Origin of the sequence: Streptomyces sp. NPDC088732, assembly GCF_044751205.1 — a bacterium.
Taxonomy (GTDB): Bacteria; Actinomycetota; Actinomycetes; order Streptomycetales; family Streptomycetaceae; genus Actinacidiphila.
Window position 1 is genome coordinate 152,496 of sequence record NZ_JBIVLI010000001.1, and the last position, 19,775, is coordinate 172,270.

General features: G+C 73.8%; 16 protein-coding genes. 11 read left to right on the plus strand and 5 right to left on the minus strand.

Translation table 11 applies throughout. The annotated features are described in order from the left end of the window. Nucleotides 1-67 precede the first annotated feature (67 nt). Nucleotides 68-685, plus strand: coding sequence for a TetR/AcrR family transcriptional regulator (locus ACIP9H_RS00700; RefSeq protein WP_401585241.1), 618 nt, complete (start codon nt 68-70; stop codon nt 683-685). 15 nt (nt 686-700) lie between these two features. Here ACIP9H_RS00700 and ACIP9H_RS00705 read toward each other — a convergent pair whose 3' ends face one another. Both ACIP9H_RS00705 and ACIP9H_RS00710 read right to left on the minus strand, forming a co-directional pair. After that, a complete protein-coding gene (locus tag ACIP9H_RS00705) occupies nt 701-1,207 on the minus strand; it encodes a SixA phosphatase family protein (protein WP_401585239.1) in 507 nt (168 codons plus the stop codon). After that, a complete protein-coding gene (locus ACIP9H_RS00710) occupies nt 1,204-1,932 on the minus strand; it encodes a hypothetical protein (RefSeq protein WP_401956555.1) in 729 nt (242 codons plus the stop codon). Before ACIP9H_RS00710 ends, ACIP9H_RS00705 begins: the two co-directional genes overlap by 4 nt. Before the next feature lie 692 nt (nt 1,933-2,624). Here ACIP9H_RS00710 and ACIP9H_RS00715 point away from each other — a divergent pair. After that, nucleotides 2,625-3,749, plus strand: coding sequence for an XdhC family protein (locus tag ACIP9H_RS00715; RefSeq protein WP_401956558.1), 1,125 nt, complete (start codon nt 2,625-2,627; stop codon nt 3,747-3,749). Nucleotides 3,750-3,767: 18 nt separating this feature from the next. Here ACIP9H_RS00715 and lpdA read toward each other — a convergent pair whose 3' ends face one another. Further along, on the minus strand, nt 3,768-5,171 hold the full coding sequence (gene lpdA, locus ACIP9H_RS00720; RefSeq protein ID WP_401956561.1) for a dihydrolipoyl dehydrogenase: 1,404 nt from the start codon (nt 5,169-5,171) through the stop codon (nt 3,768-3,770). A gap of 416 nt (nt 5,172-5,587) precedes the next feature. Between lpdA and ACIP9H_RS00725 the strand changes: the two genes are divergently transcribed. The 9 genes from ACIP9H_RS00725 (at nt 5,588) to ACIP9H_RS00765 (ending at nt 16,194) form a co-directional block, all read left to right on the plus strand. Next, entirely contained in the window at nt 5,588-6,598 is a 1,011-nt protein-coding gene (locus ACIP9H_RS00725; protein WP_401956563.1) for a polysaccharide deacetylase family protein, read from the plus strand. Nucleotides 6,599-6,634: 36 nt separating this feature from the next. After that, the gene (locus ACIP9H_RS00730) at nt 6,635-7,450 is read left to right on the plus strand and encodes a tyrosine-protein phosphatase (RefSeq protein WP_401956566.1); all 816 of its coding nucleotides are present in this window, start codon (nt 6,635-6,637) and stop codon (nt 7,448-7,450) included. Nucleotides 7,451-7,503: 53 nt separating this feature from the next. Then, nucleotides 7,504-10,005, plus strand: coding sequence for a SpoIIE family protein phosphatase (locus ACIP9H_RS00735; protein WP_401956569.1), 2,502 nt, complete (start codon nt 7,504-7,506; stop codon nt 10,003-10,005). A 458-nt stretch (nt 10,006-10,463) separates the two neighbouring features. Beyond that, complete coding sequence (locus ACIP9H_RS00740; protein ID WP_401956572.1) at nt 10,464-11,297, plus strand: ABC transporter ATP-binding protein; 834 nt, start codon at nt 10,464-10,466, stop codon at nt 11,295-11,297. Beyond that, nucleotides 11,290-12,006 carry an ABC transporter ATP-binding protein gene (locus tag ACIP9H_RS00745; protein ID WP_401956575.1) on the plus strand — a complete coding sequence of 239 codons (717 nt, stop codon included), beginning with the start codon at nt 11,290-11,292 and terminating at the stop codon, nt 12,004-12,006. Before ACIP9H_RS00740 ends, ACIP9H_RS00745 begins: the two co-directional genes overlap by 8 nt. Before the next feature lie 30 nt (nt 12,007-12,036). After that, entirely contained in the window at nt 12,037-12,882 is an 846-nt protein-coding gene (locus tag ACIP9H_RS00750) for a branched-chain amino acid ABC transporter permease (protein WP_401585213.1), read from the plus strand. A 6-nt stretch (nt 12,883-12,888) separates the two neighbouring features. After that, nucleotides 12,889-14,001 carry a branched-chain amino acid ABC transporter permease gene (locus tag ACIP9H_RS00755; RefSeq protein WP_401956578.1) on the plus strand — a complete coding sequence of 371 codons (1,113 nt, stop codon included), beginning with the start codon at nt 12,889-12,891 and terminating at the stop codon, nt 13,999-14,001. Between the two features lie 74 nt (nt 14,002-14,075). Next, nucleotides 14,076-15,398 (plus strand): ABC transporter substrate-binding protein, encoded by a 1,323-nt coding sequence (locus tag ACIP9H_RS00760; RefSeq protein WP_401956581.1) that lies wholly within the window; start codon nt 14,076-14,078, stop codon nt 15,396-15,398. 70 nt (nt 15,399-15,468) lie between these two features. Next, complete coding sequence (locus tag ACIP9H_RS00765; protein WP_401585204.1) at nt 15,469-16,194, plus strand: TetR/AcrR family transcriptional regulator; 726 nt, start codon at nt 15,469-15,471, stop codon at nt 16,192-16,194. On the opposite strand, the gene ACIP9H_RS00770 is transcribed toward ACIP9H_RS00765, so the two are convergent. Together ACIP9H_RS00770 and fusA are read right to left on the minus strand one after the other, a co-directional pair. Further along, nucleotides 16,182-17,285: a mechanosensitive ion channel family protein gene (locus tag ACIP9H_RS00770; RefSeq protein WP_401956583.1), complete on the minus strand. Its 1,104-nt coding sequence runs from the start codon at nt 17,283-17,285 to the stop codon at nt 16,182-16,184. The genes ACIP9H_RS00765 and ACIP9H_RS00770 overlap by 13 nt on opposite strands. 303 nt (nt 17,286-17,588) lie before the next feature. Then, nucleotides 17,589-19,604: an elongation factor G gene (fusA, locus tag ACIP9H_RS00775; protein WP_401956585.1), complete on the minus strand. Its 2,016-nt coding sequence runs from the start codon at nt 19,602-19,604 to the stop codon at nt 17,589-17,591. Nucleotides 19,605-19,775 lie beyond the last annotated feature (171 nt).

Sequence of the window (19,775 nt, forward strand, 5' to 3'; positions counted from 1 at the left end):
GAGACGTTAGACCACCCGAGCGCTGGAACGCAACCGTTCCGTCGCGACGTCGCGTAGGCTGCCGCCCATGGCATCGGACACCGCCCCATCCCGCCGCGCCCCCGCCGGGGCCGCCGTGCTCCGTGACGACGTCACGGAGGCGATCCGTGCTGCGGTCTTCGCGGAGCTGGCGGCGGTCGGCTACGGCCGGATGTCGATCGAGGGCATCGCCCGCCGCGCCGGTGTGGGCAAGGCCGCCGTCTACCGCCGCTGGCGTTCCAAGCTACCGCTCGTCCTCGACGTCGTGTCCGCGGTCGCCGCACTCGGCGTCCCCGCCCCCGCGACGGGTTCGCTCCTGACCGACATCCGCGTGCTGCTGGAGGTCACCGCACGGGCACTGCGGCACCCCGTCGCCTCCCAGATCATCCCCGATCTGCTCGCCGAGGCCTCCCGCAACCCCGAGATCGCCGAAGCCCTCCAGACAGCGCTCAGGGACACCCAGCGAGGCATCGCCTCCGGCATCATCGACAGCGCGATCGCCCGCGGCGAGCTGCCGCAGGGCACCGACGCCGAGCTCGCCCTGGACCTCATCGCGGGCCCCCTCTACTGGCGCCTCGCCGTCCTCCGCGCACCCCTCTCGCCGCGCTACCTCGACCGTCTCTCCGCCGCCACGACCGCGGCGCTCGCGGCGACAGCCGCGATGTGATCATACGCACATCCGTCAGCCGCGAGGGATCGCGAAGTCGTCGAGGTGGGCCTGGTCCAGGGCCGGCCAGGGACCGGCGGCGGTGAGGACCGCGAGAGCCGACGTGGGGAACTTGTCGGCGGCCCGCAGCAGGGCCTCCGACGCGCCGCCGCCCGCGAGCCGGAGAGCGAGGTCCTGGACGCCGGGGTTGTGCCCGACGAGCAGGACGGTACGGACGCCGTCGGGCGTCTCGCGCAGGACGTCGAGCAGGGCGCGGGCGGTGGCCGCGTAGAGCCGCTCGTCGTACGCGACCCGCGGCTCTGCGCGGCCGCCGAGGGCGTCGGCGGCCAGCTCCCAGGTCTCCCGGGTGCGCACGGCGGTGGAGCACACCACGAGATCCGGGATGTGCTTGTTCTCACGCAGCCAGCGCCCCACGGCAGGCGCGTCACGGCGACCGCGGGCGCCGAGCGGACGGTCGTGGTCGGGGACGTCCGGGGGCCAGGCGGACTTGGCGTGCCGCAGCAGGACGAGATGCCGGGTCACGGCCGCACCCCGCCGATCTCACGGGTGAGCTCCAGGCCCAGGAAGCGGTCCATGTGCGCGAAGGTCTCGAACCGCGAACCGGGCGGCAGTTCCGTCTGCGCCCCGACGAAGTCGAGGGCTTCCAGCACGGCCGGGGTGTCCAGGTCGCGGGAGAGCGCCGCCCGCATGCGCTCGACGTGCTGCGCGCACATCGGCCTGGAGGGCTCCTCGGCCCACAGGGCGACATCCCGGCGCCAGCGGGCGAGCCGCGCGGCGGCCGTGCCGAGCGCCGGCGGCGCGAGTTCCAGGGGCACCCGGCGGTCCCGGCCCATCAGCGCCAGCCGGAGGTCCAGCCCCGGGGACATGCCCCCGGAGACGGGGCCGACATCCATGCGCACGCCCTCACCCTCGTCGCCGGGGTCGTCCGTGTCGCCCACGGCCACGACCCGCACCGCCACCCTGCCCGCCAGGCCCTCCTGGGCCTCGGACACGGTCGCCACCCGGATCGCCGCGGGGGCGGCTCCGAGCGCCCCGCCGAAGCCGGCGTCCTCCGCCCCGACCACGGCGAGCAGCACCTGCCCCCCTGTGGCCTCGACCGTCCGCACGAGCACGTCGGTGGTCACGATCACCCGCGCGGCCTGGGCACCGCTGCCGCGGGGCACGCAGGCCACGACCCTCAGCGGAGCCCGGCGTCCCGGCTCCAACTCCACGGTCCCGCCCGTCCGGCCGTCCTCGATGCGCAACACGCCTCCGAATCTACGCCGCGTGCGGGCCTTGCGGCCCGAGCACGGTGCCGCTTGGCTCTTTCCCCACCCTCCCTCCCGAGTGCCCGGCACGGTAAGTGCGGGCCCCGCACGTGTGCTGTGGGGGGTCGGCGCCGCTCCGGAGTCCGTCCTCGGGGCTCGCGGTTTACCCCCGTACATCGTGTGCCGCGGTCGCCGCTCGTCCCCTGCGGGCGGACCCCGGCGCACCCCCTCCCGGGGTCGTTGGGGCGACTTACGGCCGGTGGGGGTGCCGTGGGCGGTGACGGCGGAGCAGGTCGTTGGCGCGGCGCCAACGCGTGCCCGAGCACGGTGCCGCTTCAGACCACCCACCGGGGATCAGGCGCGAGAGCTCACGGAGGGGGCGGGGTTGGAGGGGTGGCGTTCTGGACACTGGAGCATATTTGGGTGCGTGACCCGGAGTGCTCAAGGCGGGTACCTGAGGCACCTAAATGTGCTGTCCAGAATGGCAGCCCCGGAGGCCCCGAACCCGACCCCCACACGACTTGCGTCGGGGCGCGTGACTTCACGGGGCACACGGGAGGGAGGGCGGGGGACTCACGCACTCGGCGGCGCGCCGCCCCGGCGCTGTGCACCCCCTCGGGGCCCGACCTACAGTTGCGCATATCGGGCACAACGGACGGACAACCTGCACAGCCCAGCGAGAGGAGCCGTCAGTGCGTGAGATCCTCCCGGCGCTGAGCCGCTGGTACGCCTCCGGGACCCCCTTCGGCCTGGCGACCGTCGTCGACGTCAGCCGCAGCGCGCCGCGCGGTCCGGGCGCGGCCATGGCCGTCGGGCCGGGCGACGAGGTCGTGGGCAGCGTGTCCGGCGGTTGCGTGGAGGGCGCCGTCTTTGAACTCGCCAAGGAGGTCGTGGAGTCCGGCGAGCCCCAGGTGCAGACCTTCGGCTACAGCGACGCGGACGCCTTCGAGGTAGGGCTGACCTGCGGCGGCGAGCTGACCCTGCTCGTCCGGCCGGTGTCCCCCGCCACCGATCCGGCCTTCGGTGCGGTGGCCGCGTCCGTCGCGGCGCACCGGCCGGTGGTGACCGCGACCGTGCTGGACGGACCCGCCCCGCGCGGGGCCTCGCTCGCCGTGTGGCCCGACGCAGTCGCCGGCACCCTCGGCACCGAGGGCCTGGACGCGGCGGTCACCGACGACGCCCGCGGCGGGCTGGCCCAGGGCGTCACCGGGCTGCGGCACTACGGCCCGCGCGGCGAGCGGCGCGAGGACGCCGTCCGCGTCTTCCTCCACAGCTTCGCCCCGCCCCCGCGCATGCTCGTCTTCGGCGCGATCGACTTCGCCGCCGCGGTGGCGCGGATGGGGCTGTTCCTTGGCTACCGCGTGACGGTGTGCGACGCGCGGAAGGTGTTCGCGACGCCCCGGCGCTTCCCGGAGGGCGTGGAGGTCGTGGTCGACTGGCCGCACCGCTATCTCGGCGGCACCGAGACGGACGATCGCACGGTCATCTGCGTCCTGACCCACGACCCCAAGTTCGACGTGCCGCTGCTGGAGGAGGCGCTGACGCGTCCCGCCGCGTACATCGGCGTGATGGGCAGCCGCCGCACCCATGAGGACCGCCTCAAGCGCCTGCGCGACACGCCGGTCCCCGCCGAGGCGCTGGCCCGCTTGCGCTCCCCCATCGGGCTCGACCTCGGCGCGCGTACGCCCGAGGAGGTCGCGGTGTCCATCGCGGCCGAGATCGTCGCCCTGCGCTGGGGCGGTACCGGGATGCCGCTCTCCGCCACCGCGGGAGCCATCCACCCGCCGGTGCTCAGCCGGGTGGGGGCGTCCGGCTGACGGCGGTCGCCCGCGGGCTCACAGGTTGATCATGTGGCCCGCGAGGCCGTGCAGCGCCTCCTGGACCGCCTCGCCGAGGGTGGGGTGCCCGTGGACGTTGCGGGCCAGCTCCGCCGCCGTCAGGTCCCATTTCTGGGCGAGCGTCAACTCCGGCAGGAGCTCGGTGACTTCGGGGCCGACGAGGTGGCCGCCCAGGAGTTCGCCGTGGGTGGCGTCGGCGACGAGCTTGACGAAGCCGCCCGAGTCCCCGAGACCGTGCGCCTTGGCGTTGGCGGAGAACGGGAACTTGGCGACGCGGACGTCGAAGCCGCGCTCGCGGGCCTGCGCCTCGGTCCAGCCGAAACTGGCGATCTGCGGCTGGCAGAAGGTCACGCGCGGGATCATCACGTAGTCCAGCGGCATGGTCTCCGCGTCGCCGATGGTCTCCGCGGCGACGATGCCCATGGCCTCGGCGGCGTGCGCGAGCATCAGCTTGGCGGTGACGTCGCCGATGGCGAAGATGTGCGGGACGTTCGTACGGCAGTACTCGTCGATGTCGATGGCACCGCGCTCGGTCAGCCGGACCCCGGTCTGCTCCAGTCCGTAGCCCGAGACGCGCGGCTGGAAGCCGATGGCCTGGAGCACCTTGTCGGCCTGGAGGGTCTGCCGCTGGCCGCCCGTGGTGACCATGACCTTGACCGTGTCGCCGGAGTCGTTGATCGCCTCGACCCGGGTGGAGGTCAGCACGTCGATGCCCATCCGCTTGTAGCGGCGCGCCAGTTCCGCCGAGACCTCCTCGTCCTCCAGCGGCACCACGCGGTCCAGGAACTCCACGAGGGTCACCTTGACCCCGAAGTTGTGCAGGACGTAGGCGAATTCGACGCCGATGGCGCCCGCCCCCGCGATCAGGACACTGCGCGGGAGCGTTTCCGTCATGATCTGCTCCTCGTACGTCACGACCCGCTCGCTGAGCGACGTACCGGGCAGCAGCCGGGTGGTGGCCCCGGCGGCGATGATGCAGTGGTCGAAGGTGACGGTCTGCGAACCGCCCTCGTTGAGGGCCACCTGGAGGGTGTGGTCGTCGGTGAAGGTGCCGCGGCCGTCGAACTTGGTGATGTCGTTCTTCTTCATCAGGTAGTGGACGCCCCTGACCCGGCCGTCCGCGACCTTGCGGCTGCGCTCGAAGGCCGCGCCGTAGTCGAGGGTGACCTCGCCGTTCACCCGGATGCCGAAGGTCTTGGCCTCCTGGGTGAAGATCTGGGCCAGTTCGGCGTTGCGCAGCAGCGCCTTCGACGGGATGCAGCCGACGTTGAGGCACACGCCGCCCCAGTAGCGCTCCTCGACGATCGCGGTCCGCAGCCCCAGCTGGGCGGCCCTGATGGCCGCGACGTACCCGCCGGGGCCCGCGCCCAGGACGACGACGTCGAAGTGTGAACTGGTCATGCGGCAACCCCTGTCTGGACCACTGACGGATGCTCGTGCAGGCCGGACTTCCCCGTGTGCAACGATCACCCGCGCGGTTCGGCCGCGCAACATGTGCGCGGTGTCCGGCCCGTCACATCTGCGTCGTCCCACGGCGGATGAGCCGGCACGCCTCCGGCATCCGTGGCCAAAGGTTCCGGCCGAGCCCGGGACGGCGGCCCGGGTGACCGGGAATGCGCGCTCCGGGCGCACGACTGATCACTTCCGCCAGGAGGCGACCGGTTGCGGGCGCCCGTGGCGGCAGGGACCTACGTCCTTTCCGCAAAGGACTTCAGGACGGACCAAAGTCCGAGGTCAGCGACGGATGCGCCCCCTACGGTGGAGTGCTGATCCACGCATGCGGCGCATGCGTCCGAACGGCACCAGGAGGTATCCCCGTGGCACTGACGACTCGCGCGAACCGGACGCTCGGCGTCCTGGCGGTGACGATCGCCGGAGCCTCGGTGATGGCCTGCGGCACCCAGCACATGTCCCAGACGGCGGCCGCCGCGCCCGCCAAGGCGGCACCCACCGCGACCGCCACGCCTTCCCCGGCGACCCCGTCCGCACCGTCCGCCCCGTCGGTCCCGCACTCCCCGGCCGCCAAGGCGCCCGCGCCCACCGCCGGCACTCCCCGCACCGCGGCCCCCGCCAAGCCCACGCACCACCGCGCGACCGCTCCGGCCCATCGGGCACACCCGTCGCACCCGCACACCGCGCCCGCCCCCGCCCGGCCCGCCACCCCGCCGGCCGCGCACCGCACGACCGCCGGCACCCCGGCCCACGCACCGGGCGCCGGCCGGGTCGACCAGTCCATCCAGCACGGCGCGGAGGGCGGCGGGAAGTCGGTCGCGCTGACCTTCGACGACGGCCCGGACCCCACGTGGACCCTGAAGGTCCTCCAGGTCCTCGCCGCGCACCACGCCAAGGCCACCTTCTGCGAGATAGGCCCCAACGCCGCCGCGCACCCGGACCTGGTCAAGAGGATCAGCGCGGCCGGCCACCGCCTGTGCGACCACTCCGTCCACCACGACGAGGCGCAGAGCGGCAAGTCCGCCGCCTACAACCGCCACGAGATCGTCGACGCGCAGCAGGAGATATCGCGCGCCGCGGGCCACGGCGACCGGGTCTGGTACTACCGCGCCCCGGGCGGCGACTTCTCGCCCGCGATCCGCGCGATAGCCGCCGGCCACGGCCTGCGCCCGCTCGGCTGGACCGTCGACTCCGAGGACTGGCGCCGGCCCGGCGTCGACTCCATCCTCAAGAACGTGAACAGCGAGCTCAAGCCCGGCGGGATCATCCTGATGCACGACGGCGGCGGCGACCGGTCGCAGACCGTCCAGGCCCTCGAAACCCTGCTCGACCGCCTGGACGCGGCCGGCTACACCTACACCTTCCCCGGGCGCTGAATCGCGCGGGCGGCGCGCCCGGCGCACCATGAGCACATGGCTACCGGGAGCGCCATCGACGCCGGGACCGTGGTCAACATGCGGGATCTCGGCGGGATCCCGCTGGCCGGCGCGGGCCCGGGCCGGGTCGTGCGCCCCGGGGTGGTGCTGCGCTCCGGCCCGCTCGACCGCTACGACGCCGGGGCGGACCCGGACGTCGCGGGTCTCGGTATCCGTACGGTGGTCGACCTGCGCACCCACGACGAGCGGGCCGGCGCCCCCGACGTCCTTCCCGAGGGCGCCCGGCTGTTCGTCGCCGACGTCCTGGGCGACAGCCCCGACCTGCCCGCCGCACGGCTGCCGGCCCTGCTCGACGACCCCTCGGGGGCGCACCAGGAGCTCGGCGGGGGCCGGGCCGAGGAGCTGATGGCACGGGCGTACGAGCGGATGGTGCGGTCTCCGCGCGCGTGCTCCGCGTACTGCGCGCTGCTGGAGACCGCGGCGGACCCCGAGGCGCGTCCGGTGCTCTTCCACTGCACGGCGGGCAAGGACCGCACCGGGTGGGCGAGCACGGTCCTGCTGACCCTGCTCGGCGCGGATCCCGCCGTTGTGGAGCGGGAGTTCCTGTCGGTCAATCCCGCGGTGCGCGAGGCCTTCGGCCCCGGACTGCGGCGTTTCGTGGCGGCCGGCGGCGACCCGGAGATCGCGGAGGCCGTCGTCGAGGTGCGCCCGCGCTACCTGGAGGCGGCGCTGCGCACGGTGGCCGAGGACTGGGGGGATGTCACCGGCTATGTGCGGCACGGCCTGAGACTGCCCGATGCCGCCGTGGAGCGGCTGCGGGACGGACTCGTCGCCCCCGGCTCCCGGGCGTGACGATTCCGCGCACACGGGCTGCGCGGGCGCCCCGGAGACGGTGTAATGACGAGGTGGTCAGGGACGGCGCGAAGGGACGCAGAGTTCGGACGCTGTCGGCCGAGCTCGCGCTCAAGACGCTCCGATCCGGTCCTGACCAGGTGGGACGCCTGAGATCCGTCGTCGAGCAGGCCCTGGTCTTCACCGGCGCGACGCTGGTCGCCGTCTACTTTCCCGCCGAGGGCGGCGAGGAGCTGCGCCTGGTGGCGTCGGCCGGCGTTCCTCGTACGCTGTACGGCCTGCGGGACGGTTATCCGGCGGACGGGCCCTCGCCCGTGGCCACCGCGGTCCGGCGCGGCCGGCCGGTCGTCGCCACCTCGGGCACCCCCGACCCGTACGGCACCGCGGCCGAGGGCGAACCACCCGACGGCGCGGCCCCGTTCGACGTGCCGCTGATCGCGCTGCCGGTGCGGTCCGAGGAGCGCGGCGCGGGCTGCCTGGTCGCCGTCACCGACGACCCGGCGGGCTTCGACGCCGAGGACCGGCAGTGCCTGCAGCTGTACGCCGCGGCCGCCGCCTGCTCCCCGCGGGAAGCGCCCCCGCCCGGACCGCCGGAAACGTCGGAAGCCCAGCCCGGCGGACCGGCCCACGACTTCGACCTCGCCATGGACACCGGGCGGATCCGGGTGAACGACGAAGTGCTGACGCTGTTCGGCCTGGCGCCGGCGGATTTCGACGGACGGGTGGACACGCTGCTGGCACTGACGGTGCCGGAGGACCTGCCGACGGTCATGTCCGTGGTCGAACCCGGTCACATGGCGACCGGTGAGCGCGAGTTGGAGTTCCGTATCCGCCGGCCCTCGGGCGAACTGCGCTGGCTGCGGTTGCGCGGGCACGTGGTGTTCGCGCAGGACGGGCGTCCCGCGCGGCTGGTGGGCACCGTCGGCGACACCTCCCGGCTGCGCACCGGCGTCAACGACGTGGGCCGGATCCAGCAACTGGCGACCGACCTGTCGAACGCCTCGACGGTCCAGGAGGTCAGCCAGGTCGTGGCCACGGCTCTGCGCGGGCCGCTCAACGCGGACCGGATCGCGCTGGCCGAGGTGGAGACCGACCGGCTGGTGGTGACCGTGCTCGACCCGGCCGACCAGAGCGCCTGGCCCGACGTGTGGCGCAGCGAGTGGCGCACCGAGTGGCCGGACGCGCCGACCCGCTCGATGCCGACCCTGGCGACCGCGCTGCGCGAGGGCAGGATCGCCTTCTGCCCGCCGGGGACGCCCCTGGAACCCGCTCTGGCCGGGGTGGGCACCGGGGGGCTGGCCGTGCTGCCGCTGCCGGCCGCGGGGCGGGTGGTCGGCTGCTGCCTGATCGGCTGGGACTCCCCGCACGAATTCGCCCCCGACGAAAGGGCCGTGCTGACCGCCGCGGCCGGCCTGGCGGGCCAGGCGCTGGTCCGAGTGCGGGCCTTCGACGCCGAGCACGAACTCGTCGCCACCCTCCAGCGCACCCTGCTCCCCCGCCGCCTGCCCGAACTGCCCGGCGGAACCGCCGTCGCCCGCTACCTGCCGACCACCGGCGGCCTGGAGGTCGGCGGCGACTGGTACGACGTGATCCACCTTCAGGACCACCACGTCGCCCTGGTCATCGGCGACGTGCAGGGGCACAACGCGGGCGCGGCCACGCTCATGGGCCAGATGCGCACGGCGATCCGCGCGTACGCGGTGGAGGGGCACCCTCCCGACGTCGTCGTCTCGCACGCCAACCGGCTGCTCATGGGCATGGAGACCGACCTGTTCGCCACGTGCTGCTACGTGTCCGTCGACATGGAGGCGGGCAGCGGCTGGTGCGTCCGCGCCGGGCACCTGCCCCCGGTCCTGCGGCTGCCCGACGGCACGACGCAGACGGTGGAGGGCGACGGCGGGCCGCCGCTCGGTGTCAGCGCGCACGCCGAGTTCCCGCTGATCCCGCTGCGCCTGCGCCCGGGCACCGTCCTGGCGATGACCACCGACGGGCTGGTGGAGTCCGCCGAACTGCACTACGACGACGGCATGCGGCGGCTGGCCGCGTCGCTCTCCGCCACCGACCCGGGCCATCTGGGGCTGATGGCCGACGCGCTGCTGGACGGCGCCACCCGCGGCGACGACATCGCCCTGCTGCTCATGCGCTACGACGGCATGGCGGTCCGGCCCGTCCGCGAGAGCTGGACGGTGTGGCGGCTGCCCGACGCCGCCTCGCACGCCCGGCGTTTCACCGGCCGCACCCTGCGTGCGTGGGGGCTGCCCCGCGACGAGGTGGACACCGCGCTGCTGGTCGTCTCCGAACTCGTCACCAACGCCCTGGTCCACACCGACGGGCAGGTCCGGCTCGACCTCGCCCTCATCGGCGACCGGCTGCGCATCGCGGTCGGCGACTCCTCTCCGCGCACTCCCGTCAAGCCCGCGGTCGTCAGCTGGCAGGACACGGGCGGGCGCGGCATCCTCCTCGTCGAGGCGGTGTCGACGACCTGGGGCACGGTGCCGCTCAGCGGCGGCAAGCAGGTGTGGAGCGAGCTGACGGTGCCGCCGCGGTCCGTCTGAGCCTCCCCCGGACACGGTTGAGCCCGCCTGATCACCGGTGACCACCGACTGAGCGCCGTGCCACGGCAGTTGAACCGGAACCGCTTCAAAACCGTGACCTGCAGCACCTCTTCCCGACATGCCGACCAGTCGGTATCGTGCGGCCACCCCGGAGCGCCCCGGGACGTACCGGCCCTGCCCGCTTGGAGACCACGTGATGACGTACTTCGGCGACACCCGGCACCACCCGTCCGCACCCCGCCGCGCCGTGCCCGGCCGGCGGCCGGGGACCGCGGCGCCCCGGCCCGCCTGACCGGATCACGTGCCGTGGGCCCCGCCGGTCCACGGTCCCCGGCGACGCCTGAACACGACCGAATCCGATTCTGGTTCTGGTTCTGGTGGCTGCCCGCCTCCTGCCCCCCTTCTGCTGTTTCTCCCGTTTCTCCCGCCCCGCCGAACTCCCCTAGGAAGGGTGACTGGTGGAAAGCCTCCTGCGGATCGACGACCTCGGAGTCTCCTTCGGTGGTCTGTCCGCGCTCGACGCGGTGTCCCTGTCGGTCCGGCCCGGTGAAGTGCTCGGCGTCATCGGGCCCAACGGCGCCGGAAAGACGACCCTGTTCAACGCCGTCTGCGGTTTCGTGCGCCCGGCCACCGGCACCCTGCACTGGCAGGACCGCCCGGTGTCCTGGCCGCGCCCGCACCAGCTGGCCCGGCTCGGCATCGCCCGCACGCTCCAGGGGCTGGGGCTGTTCCCCCGGCTCACCGTGCTGGAGAACGTGATGGTGGGCGCCACCCGGCACGCCCGTGCGGGCTTCGCCTCGGCGCTGCTCGGGCTGCCCCGTTCCGACCGCGACGAACGCCTGCTGCGGCACCGCTCCCTGGCGGTGCTGCGCGAACTCGGGGCAGAGGACGTCGCGACCCGGCTGCCGGGCGAACTCCCCTACGGCGTGCAGAAACAGGTGGCGCTGGCCCGCGCGCTGGCCGGGGAGCCGCGACTGCTGCTGCTCGACGAACCCGCCTCCGGGCTCTCCGAGGCCGAGATGCGCCGGCTCGGCGAGATCATCGGCGGCCTGCGCGAGCGGATGGCGGTCGTCATCGTGGAGCACCACATGGACCTGGTGATGAGCGTCTGCGACCGGGTCCTGGTCCTGGACTTCGGCCGGGCCATCGCCCAGGGCACACCCGACGAGGTGCGGGACGACCCCCTGGTCACCGAGGCCTACCTCGGCGACGAGGTCACGGAGCCGGCCGGGGACGCCGCGTCCGGCGCGCCCGCCGCGCCCGGCACCCGAGAGGAGTCCTCCCGTGCTTGAGATCGACGGTCTGGCCGTCCGCTACGGCGTGGTCCGTGCCCTGGACGAGGTCTCGCTGACGGTGGACCAGGGCTCGATCACCGCCGTCCTCGGTGCCAACGGCGCCGGGAAGACCACCCTGCTGCGCGCCGTCCACGGGCTGGTCCGCCCGCGCGCCGGCCGCATCGTGCTGGACGGCGAGGACATCACCCGCCTCCCCGTGGAGGACGCCGTACGCCGCGGACTGGCCCATGTGCCCGAGGGCCGCGGGGTGATCACCGAGCTGAGCGTCCACGACAACCTGCGCCTGGGCGGCCTCTGGCGCGGCCGCGCCGAGCGCCGGGCCCGGCTCGGCGAGGGGCTCGACGAGGTGTACGGCCTCTTCCCCGCGCTGGCCGAGCGCCGGGCCCGGCCCGCCGAGACGCTCTCCGGCGGCGAACGGCAGATGCTCGCCATCGGGCGCGCCCTGATGACCCGGCCGCGGCTGCTGCTGCTCGACGAGCCGTCGCTCGGCCTCGCGCCCCGCGTCACCGCCCAGATCCTCGCCGTCCTGCGGGAGTTGCGGCACCGGCGGGGGCTGACCGTGCTGCTCGTGGAGCAGAACGCGCGCAGCGCGCTGTCCGTCGCGGACCACGGTGTCGTGCTGAACCTGGGACGGGTCGTCGCCGCCGACGCGGCCGCCCGTCTCGCCACCGCGGACGACCTCCGCCACGCCTACCTGGGGTTCTGAATGTATTTCATCAATCTGACACTCGGCGGGGTGAGCAGCGGCATCGTCTACGCGGCGGTCGCGCTCTCCCTGGTGCTGATCTGGCGGGCGACGCGGATCGTCAACTTCGCCCAGGGCGGCATGCTGATGATCACGACCTTCGTGGCACTCGGCGTCATCCACGCGACGGGCTCCTACTGGGCCGGGCTGCTGGCGGCGCTGGCCGCGGGCTTCCTGCTGGGCGCGGTGGTGGAACGGCTGCTGGTGCGGCCGGTGGAGAACGCCCCGCCGATGAACGCGGTCATCGTCACCCTCGGCCTGCTGCTGTTCCTCCAGGCGGTCGCCGGGATGGTGTGGGGCGGCTCGCCGCGCTCCTATCCGCCGCTGCTGGGCATCCAGGGGTTCGGCGTCGGCGGCGCGCGGCTGCTGCTGTCGCCGTCGGACCTGTTCACCATCGGCGCCGTGCTGGTCGTCATGGGGCTGCTGGTGGTCCTGTTCCGTGCCACGCCGGTGGGGCTGCGAATGCGCGCGGCGGCCTTCGCGCCGGAGGTGGCGCGGATGTTCGGTGTGCGGGTCGGGCGGGTGCTGACGCTGGGCTGGGCGCTGGCCGGCGCGGTCGGCGCGCTCGCCGGCGTGCTGATCGCGCCGACCACCTTCGTCGGGCCCAACCAGTTCGACGCGGTGCTGGTCTTCGGCTTCGCCGCGGCCGTCGTGGGCGGGCTGGACAGCCCGCCGGGCGCGGTGGTCGGCGGGCTGGTGGTCGGGCTGACGCTGAGTTACGTCTCGGGCTACCTGGGCTCCGAAGTGGCCCTGCTGGGCGCCCTGGTGGTGCTGATGGCGGTGCTCATGGTGCGGCCGAACGGGCTGTTCTCGCGTACCTCCGTGCGACGGGTTTGAGGGACGATGGCAGACACCACTGACACAACTGACACGGCTGACACGACCGGCACGGCGGAGCCCTCCGCCGCGAAGTCCCCCTTGAGCGGCCCGGCCTGGCTGCGCCCGGCACTCGACCGGACCCTGGTACGGCACCTGGTGACCGGCGCGGTGGCCCTGCTCGTGCTCTGCTCCGTCGCCGCCGCCGTGCCGCCGTTCCAGGACCTCCAGATCGCCAGTGTGGCCACCTATGTGTGCGCGGTCGCCGGCCTGACGGTGCTGACCGGGCTCAACGGCCAGATCTCGCTGGGCCACGGCGCCCTGATGGCGGTCGGCGCGTACGGCACCGGGCTGTTCCTCACCAACCTCGGCTGGCCGCTGCTCGTGGCCCTGGTGGCCGGAACGGCGGTCACCGCCGCGGTCGGTGCCCTCGTCGGCACGGCGGCGGCCCGCCTCCAGGGCCCGTACCTGGCGGGCGCGACGCTGACGCTGGCGGTCGGCCTGCCCTCGCTGGCCAACTACCGCCACCTGTCGGACCTGCTGGGCGGCGAGAACGGCCTGGTGGTCGCCACTCCCCCGCCGCCCGCGGCGCTCGGCCCGTACTTCCCGCTGGAGCGCTGGCAGGCGTGGATCTGCCTGCTGTGCGCGGTGGTGGTCCTGGTGCTCCTCGCGGACCTCGGCCGCAGCCGGATCGGCCGGTCGTGGCGCGCGATCCGGGACGACGAGGACGCGGCGGCCCTCGCGGGCATCCCCGTGGCCCGGCTGCGGGTGCTCGCCTTCGTCGTGAGCGCGGCCTGCGCGGGACTGGGCGGCGGCCTGCTCGCGGTGGTCAGCTCTCTCGCGGCACCGGGGGCGTTCCCGCTGGCGCTGTCGCTGTCACTGCTGACCGGGGCGGTGCTCGGCGGGCTGGGCAGCCTCGCGGGCGCCGTCTACGGCTCGATCGTGCTCGTCCTGCTCCCCACCTGGACCGGGGACGTGGCGGACGCGCTGCACCTGTCGCGGGGCTTCTACGCGAACCTGCCGCTCGCCCTGTTCGGTCTCGTCCTCGTCCTGTCGATGCTCGTCTTCCCGCAGGGCATCCAGGGCGCCCTGGTCCGGCTGGCCCGGCGGCTGCGGGCGGCGCGCCGCGCGCCGTCCTGACCGCTCCCCCTCACGGCACGACCCCGCACATCCGTCCATCACCCACCGAATCCGGTTCGGTTCCAGGAGGGACCATGAGAAGAAGTCTCCGCACCGCACTCCGCGCACGCCTGCACCTGCGCGCCACGGCGGCATTCGCCGTCCTCGCACTCGCCCTCACCGCGTGCGGTGGCGACTCCGGCGGCGGTTCGGCGCCCGGCGTCACCAAGGACAGCATCGTCATCGGCAGCCACCAGCCGCTCACCGGCCCCGCGGCGCCGGGCTACAGCAACGTCTCGCAGGGCGCGAAGGCGTACTTCGACTACGTCAACGACCACGGCGGGGTCAACGGCCGCAAGATCGACTTCCGGTACCGCGACGACGCGTACAACCCGACCGAGACGGTGAAGATCACCAAGGAACTCGTCCTGCAGGACAAGATCTTCGCGATGCTCGGCGGCCTCGGCACCCCGACGCACACCAAGGTCGTGGACTTCCTCAACGCCCAGCGCGTGCCCGACCTGTTCGTCTCCTCCGGCTGCCGCTGCTGGGACGAACCGAAGAAGCACCCGCAGACCTTCGGCTGGCAGCCCGACTACGTCGTCGAGGGCAAGATCCTCGGCCAGTACATCAAGGAGCACTTCGCGGGCAAGAAGGTCGCGTACTTCTACCAGGGCGACGACTTCGGCAAGGACGGCGTCGCCGGGCTCGACCAGTTCATCGCGGCCGACCAGGTCGTCAGCCGGCAGAGCTACCAGCCCGGCGGCACCGACATCAGCCCGCAGGTCGCGGCGATCGCGGGCTCGAAGGCCGACGTCGTCGTGCTGTTCACGATCCCCAGCTATACGGCGCTGTTCAAGCTGACCTCGGTCAAGCTCCGCTACAACCCGCAGCTGGTGGTGACCAACGTCGGCTCCGACCCGACCACGCTGGGCGGCCTGCTCGACGCGTACGTGAAGAAGGCCGGCGGCACCGCCGACGTCGCCGCGCTGATGGACGGCATCATCACCGACACCTACATGCCGCCGACCACGGACACCTCCAACAGCTGGATCAAGCTGTTCCGTTCGATCCACGACAAGTACATCCCGAAGACGCCCTTCGAGGGCAACGTGGAGTTCGGGATGTCCATGGCCTACACCTTCGTGCAGGCCCTGAAGGGCGCCGGGAAGGACCCGACGCGCGAGTCGCTGGTCAAGGCCGTGGAGAAGGGCGGCTTCACCGGCCCCGGCCTGGTCCCGTTCCGCTACAGCGCCGACTCCCACGCCGGCTACACCGGGGTGCAGATCGGCACGCTGAAGGGGTCGGAGATCGGCCTGGAGGGCACACCGCTGGTCACCGACAGCGGGACCGGCCCGATCACGGAGTACACCACCGCTCAGCCCGAGGCGCCCGCGGACGGGATACCGGCATCCTGACCGAAGGGACCGATCGGACCGAAGGGTAGTGTTCTGCCCCACCAGGCAGTGACGGACGAGAGGTCCAGGGATGGGCGACACACAGGGCGACGAGCCGCCGACCGGCGATTCCCCTGACGCCCCCGCGGACCGGGGGTCCGGGCCGGCGGCCGCACCCGCGACCGCGCCGGCCCGGACGCCCAGCCGCGCCGAGACCACCCGCCAGGCCCTGCTCAAGGCCGCGCGGGAGGTCTTCGGCGAGGCCGGCTACACGGCCGCCGGCATCGCCGAGGTGGTCCGCCGCGCCGACGCCAGCGTGGGCGGCCTCTACCACCACTTCGACGGCAAGGCCGACCTCTTCCTCGCGCTCTGGGAGGACTTCCGCGCCGCCCAGGCGCACGCCGCCGCGCAGGCCGTCTCCCGGCGCCGCGCGTCCGGTGAGAGCCACCCCCGCGCGCTCTTCCTCACCGGCACCCGCGCCTACCTCGAACACACCTGGGCCCGGCGCGAGATGGCCAAGCTCTTCTACACCGGCGACACCCCGCCGGGCTTCGACGTGATGGGCCGCCGGAACCTGCGGACCTGGATCCACCACAACGCGACCCTGCTCGGCACCAGCAGGGAGGAGCCGGGCGACCGCACGCTGCTCATCGCGCTGACCACGACCATCGCGGAGATCGGCCGCGAACTGGTGGCCTGCGACGACGCCTGCGAGGCGGCCGCCCTCACCGACAGCGCCATCGAACTGATCGACGGGCTCTGCGACTTCGCCCCGGGAGGGGCGCGCCACCCGGCCCGGCAGCCTCAGATGCGCTGACCCGGCGCCTGCGTGGTGTCGCGCTGCCTCGGCAGGGCGACCTCCGCCGTCCCCTTGCCGCTCTCCTCCTGACGGAGCATCACCGTGCGGGTGGGGTAGGAGATCTCGATGCCCTCCTCCTGGTAGCGGCGGTGCAGGCGCTTGAGGAACTCGTGCTTGATCCGGTACTGCTCGCCGTACTCCGAGGTCCGCAGGATCACGTTGAAGTCGATGCGGGACTCGCCGAAGGTGTGGAAGCGCACCGCGGGCTCGTGCGCGGGCACACCGCCCTCGACGCCGGCCATCACCTCGCCGGCGACCTCGACGGTCACCCGCTCCACGTGCTCCAGATCGTTGCCGTAGCCGACACCCGCCGGCACGATGAGCGACATCTGCTGCTCGGGCTGGTGGTAGTTGGTGGCGATGGCCCCGGCCAGTTTGGCGTTGGGGATGATCACCAGGTTGTCGGAGAGCTGCCGCACCACGGTGTTGCGCCAGTTGATGTCGACGACATAGCCCTCCTCGCCGCTGCTCAGCCGGATGTAGTCGCCGGGCTGCACGGTCTTGGAGGCGAGGATGTGCACGCCGGCGAAGAGGTTGGCGAGGGTGTCCTGGAGCGCCAGGGCGACCGCGAGACCGCCGACACCCAGGGCCGTTATCAGCGGCGCCACGGAGATGCCGAGCGTCTGGAGCAGGACCAGGCCGCCCATGGCCAGCACCGCGACGCGGGTGATGTTGACGAAGATCGTCGCCGAGGCCGCCACACCGGACCTCGACTGCGCGACGGACCGCACCGTCTCGGCCACCATGCGGGCGGCGGCGACCGAGGCGGCCAGGATCAGCAGGGCGACCAGGACCTGGTTGACCGTGCGGTCCACCGCGTGCTGGAGCGGGAGCGCGGCCGCCGCCGCCCAGGCGCCGGCGGCCAGCACGGCCCACGGGACGGCCGTGCGCAGCGCGGTGACGACGATGTCGTCCCCGTCCCACCGCGTGCGGGTGGCCCGTTCCCCGATCCAGCGCAGCGCCACCCGCAGCGCGAGCGCCGCCACCGCGCCCGCGGCGACCCAGGCGCCGGCGACCATCAGGTCGTGCATCGTCAGCGCGCGGTTCACCGGCCCGCTCCCGCCGTGCGTACGGATCCACCCGCGGGACGGGGTGCGTGCTGTGTCGTCACTGGTCGCCTTATCGTTCTGGGGACGTCGAAGGACCGCACCGGACATCACTCGTCCGTGTGCGATCTTCACCATCCTGCCGCAGTCGTCACCGTGCGCGCATGTCGCCGACCGGCCAACGGGAAGCATCGCGCCACGGGTTGGGCGGCTCCCCGCGCACCGGGACGGCGCACCCGGCGGCCGGTCCCGCTCCCGCGACGTGCGGGAGCGGGAGCGGGACCGGCCGCGACGGCTTCGCGCCGGCTACCGCACGCCGTCCGGCACCCGGGCCCAGCCGCCGGACCGGGCCGTGAAGGTGCCGCGGCCCTGGGTACGGCTGCGCAGCCGGGTCGCGTAGCCGAACAGCTCGGCCAGCGGCACGGTCGCGGTCAGCACGGCCGTGCCCGCCCGGACGGACTGGCCGGTGACGCGGCCGCGGCGGGCGGCCAGGTCACCGAGCACCCCGCCGACGGCCTCGCCGGGCACCGTGACGGTGACCTCGGCCACCGGCTCCAGCAGGGCCGTCCCGCCCGCCCGCAGCGCCTCGCGGAGCGCGAACCGGCCCGCCGCGCGGAAGGCCGCCTCCGAGGAGTCCTTCACATGCGTGGCCCCGTCGGTGAGCACGACCCGCAGGCCGGTGACCCGGTGACCGCCGAGCGGCCCCTCGGCGAGGGCGTCCCGGCAGCCGGCCTCGACCGCGCGCACGTACTCCTTCGGCACCCGGCCGCCGGTGACCGCCGAGGCGAACACGAAGTCGTCCTCGTGGGGCTCGACGTCGATCACCACGTGGGCGAACTGGCCGGCGCCGCCGTCCTGTTTGACGTGCCGGTGCACCCACCCCGTCACACCGCGCACGACGGTCTCCCGGTGGGCGACCCGCGGGCGGCCGACCGCGACCTCCAGCCCGTGGGCGCGGCGGACCTTCTCCACCGCCACCTCCAGGTGCAGTTCGCCCATGCCGGACAGCACGGTCTGGCCGGTCTCGGCGTCGGTGCGGACCGTCAGCGACGGATCCTCCTCCACCAGCCTGGCCAGCGCCGTCGCCAGCCGGTCGGTGTCGCCGCTCCGGCGCGCCTCGACCGCGACGGTGACGACCGGCTCGGCCGTCCCTGGCGGTTCGAGGACCAGGGGCGCCGCCGGGTCGCAGAGCGTCGCACCGGCGCCGGCGGCCTTCACGCCGACGACCGCGACGATGTCGCCGGCCACCGCGCGGTCGACGTCGACGTGCCGGTCCGCCTGGACCCGCAGGATGCGGCCGATGCGCTCGGTGCGCCCGGCCCGTGCGTCCAGCACTGTGTCCCCCTTCCGGATCGTGCCCTCGTACACGCGCAGATACGTCAGCCGTCCCGTCGCGGTCGCGGCGACCTTGAACACCAGCCCGGCGAAGGGCAGTCGCGGGTCGGCCGCCGTGCGCACCGGCGGGACGTCCAGCGGCGACGGCAGGTACGCGACCACGGCGTCCAGCAGCGGCTCGACGCCGCGGTCGCGGTAAGCCGATCCGCACAGCACGACCACGCCCTCCCCGGTACGGGTCAGGTCGCGCAGCGCCGCGCGCAGGGTCGCCTCCGCCACCGCGCCGTCCGCGCAGAACTCCTCCAGCGCGGCGGGGTGCAGCCCGGCCACCGTCTCCTCCAGCAGCCGCCGCCGGCGCCGCGCCTCCTCGCGCAGCGCCTCGGGCACCTCGCCGTCCTCGTACGCCCCTGCGCCGGCCGGCCAGGTCAGCGCGCGCATGCGCAGCAGGTCCACCACCCCGGTGAAGCCGTCCTCGCGCCCGACCGGCAGCTGCACCACCAGCGGGACGACGCCCAGGCGTTCGGCGATCGACGCGACCGCCGTGTCCAGGTCGGCCCCGGCCCGGTCCAGCTTGTTGACGAACGCGATCCGCGGCACGCCGTGCCGGTCGGCCTGCCGCCACACCGACTCGCTCTGCGGCTCGACACCGGCGACGGCGTCGAAGACCGCGACGGCACCGTCGAGCACGCGCAGCGAGCGTTCCACCTCGTCGGAGAAGTCCACGTGGCCCGGTGTGTCGATGAGGTTGAGCCGGTGGCCGTCCCAGTCGCAGCTCACCGCCGCGGCGAAGATGGTGATGCCCCGGTCCCGCTCCTGCGGGTCGAAGTCGGTGACGGTGGTGCCGTCGTGGACCTCGCCGCGCTTGTGGGTGGCGCCGGTGAGGTACAGGATCCGCTCGGTGACGGTGGTCTTGCCCGCGTCGACGTGGGCGAGGATGCCCAGATTGCGGACGGCGCGGACGGCGGTCAGGGGTCGGACGGTGCGCATGGCCCGTTGCCTTTCGGACGATCAGATGATCGGGTGGTGGGCGGCGCGATTCCCGGACGGCGCGCCCCGGCAGCGGGGCGCGGGTGGCCCCGCGGTGACAAGCGCGGCGAAGGCCGCGGTCCTGCCGGGGGGATCAGAAAGTCGTCGCGGGCGTCCGGTGCCGGCCGCGCA

What these genes read in the sequence shown, in the direction of transcription:
- ACIP9H_RS00700 (WP_401585241.1), top strand. Translation starts at nt 68, where the DNA reads ATGGCATCGGACACCGCCCCATCCCGCCGCGCCCCCGCCGGGGCCGCC.
- lpdA (WP_401956561.1), bottom strand. Translation starts at nt 5,171, where the DNA reads ATGACCAGTTCACACTTCGACGTCGTCGTCCTGGGCGCGGGCCCCGGC.
- ACIP9H_RS00730 (WP_401956566.1), top strand. Translation starts at nt 6,635, where the DNA reads ATGGCTACCGGGAGCGCCATCGACGCCGGGACCGTGGTCAACATGCGG.
- ACIP9H_RS00755 (WP_401956578.1), top strand. Translation starts at nt 12,889, where the DNA reads ATGGCAGACACCACTGACACAACTGACACGGCTGACACGACCGGCACG.
- ACIP9H_RS00760 (WP_401956581.1), top strand. Translation starts at nt 14,076, where the DNA reads ATGAGAAGAAGTCTCCGCACCGCACTCCGCGCACGCCTGCACCTGCGC.
- ACIP9H_RS00765 (WP_401585204.1), top strand. Translation starts at nt 15,469, where the DNA reads ATGGGCGACACACAGGGCGACGAGCCGCCGACCGGCGATTCCCCTGAC.
- fusA (WP_401956585.1), bottom strand. Translation starts at nt 19,604, where the DNA reads ATGCGCACCGTCCGACCCCTGACCGCCGTCCGCGCCGTCCGCAATCTG.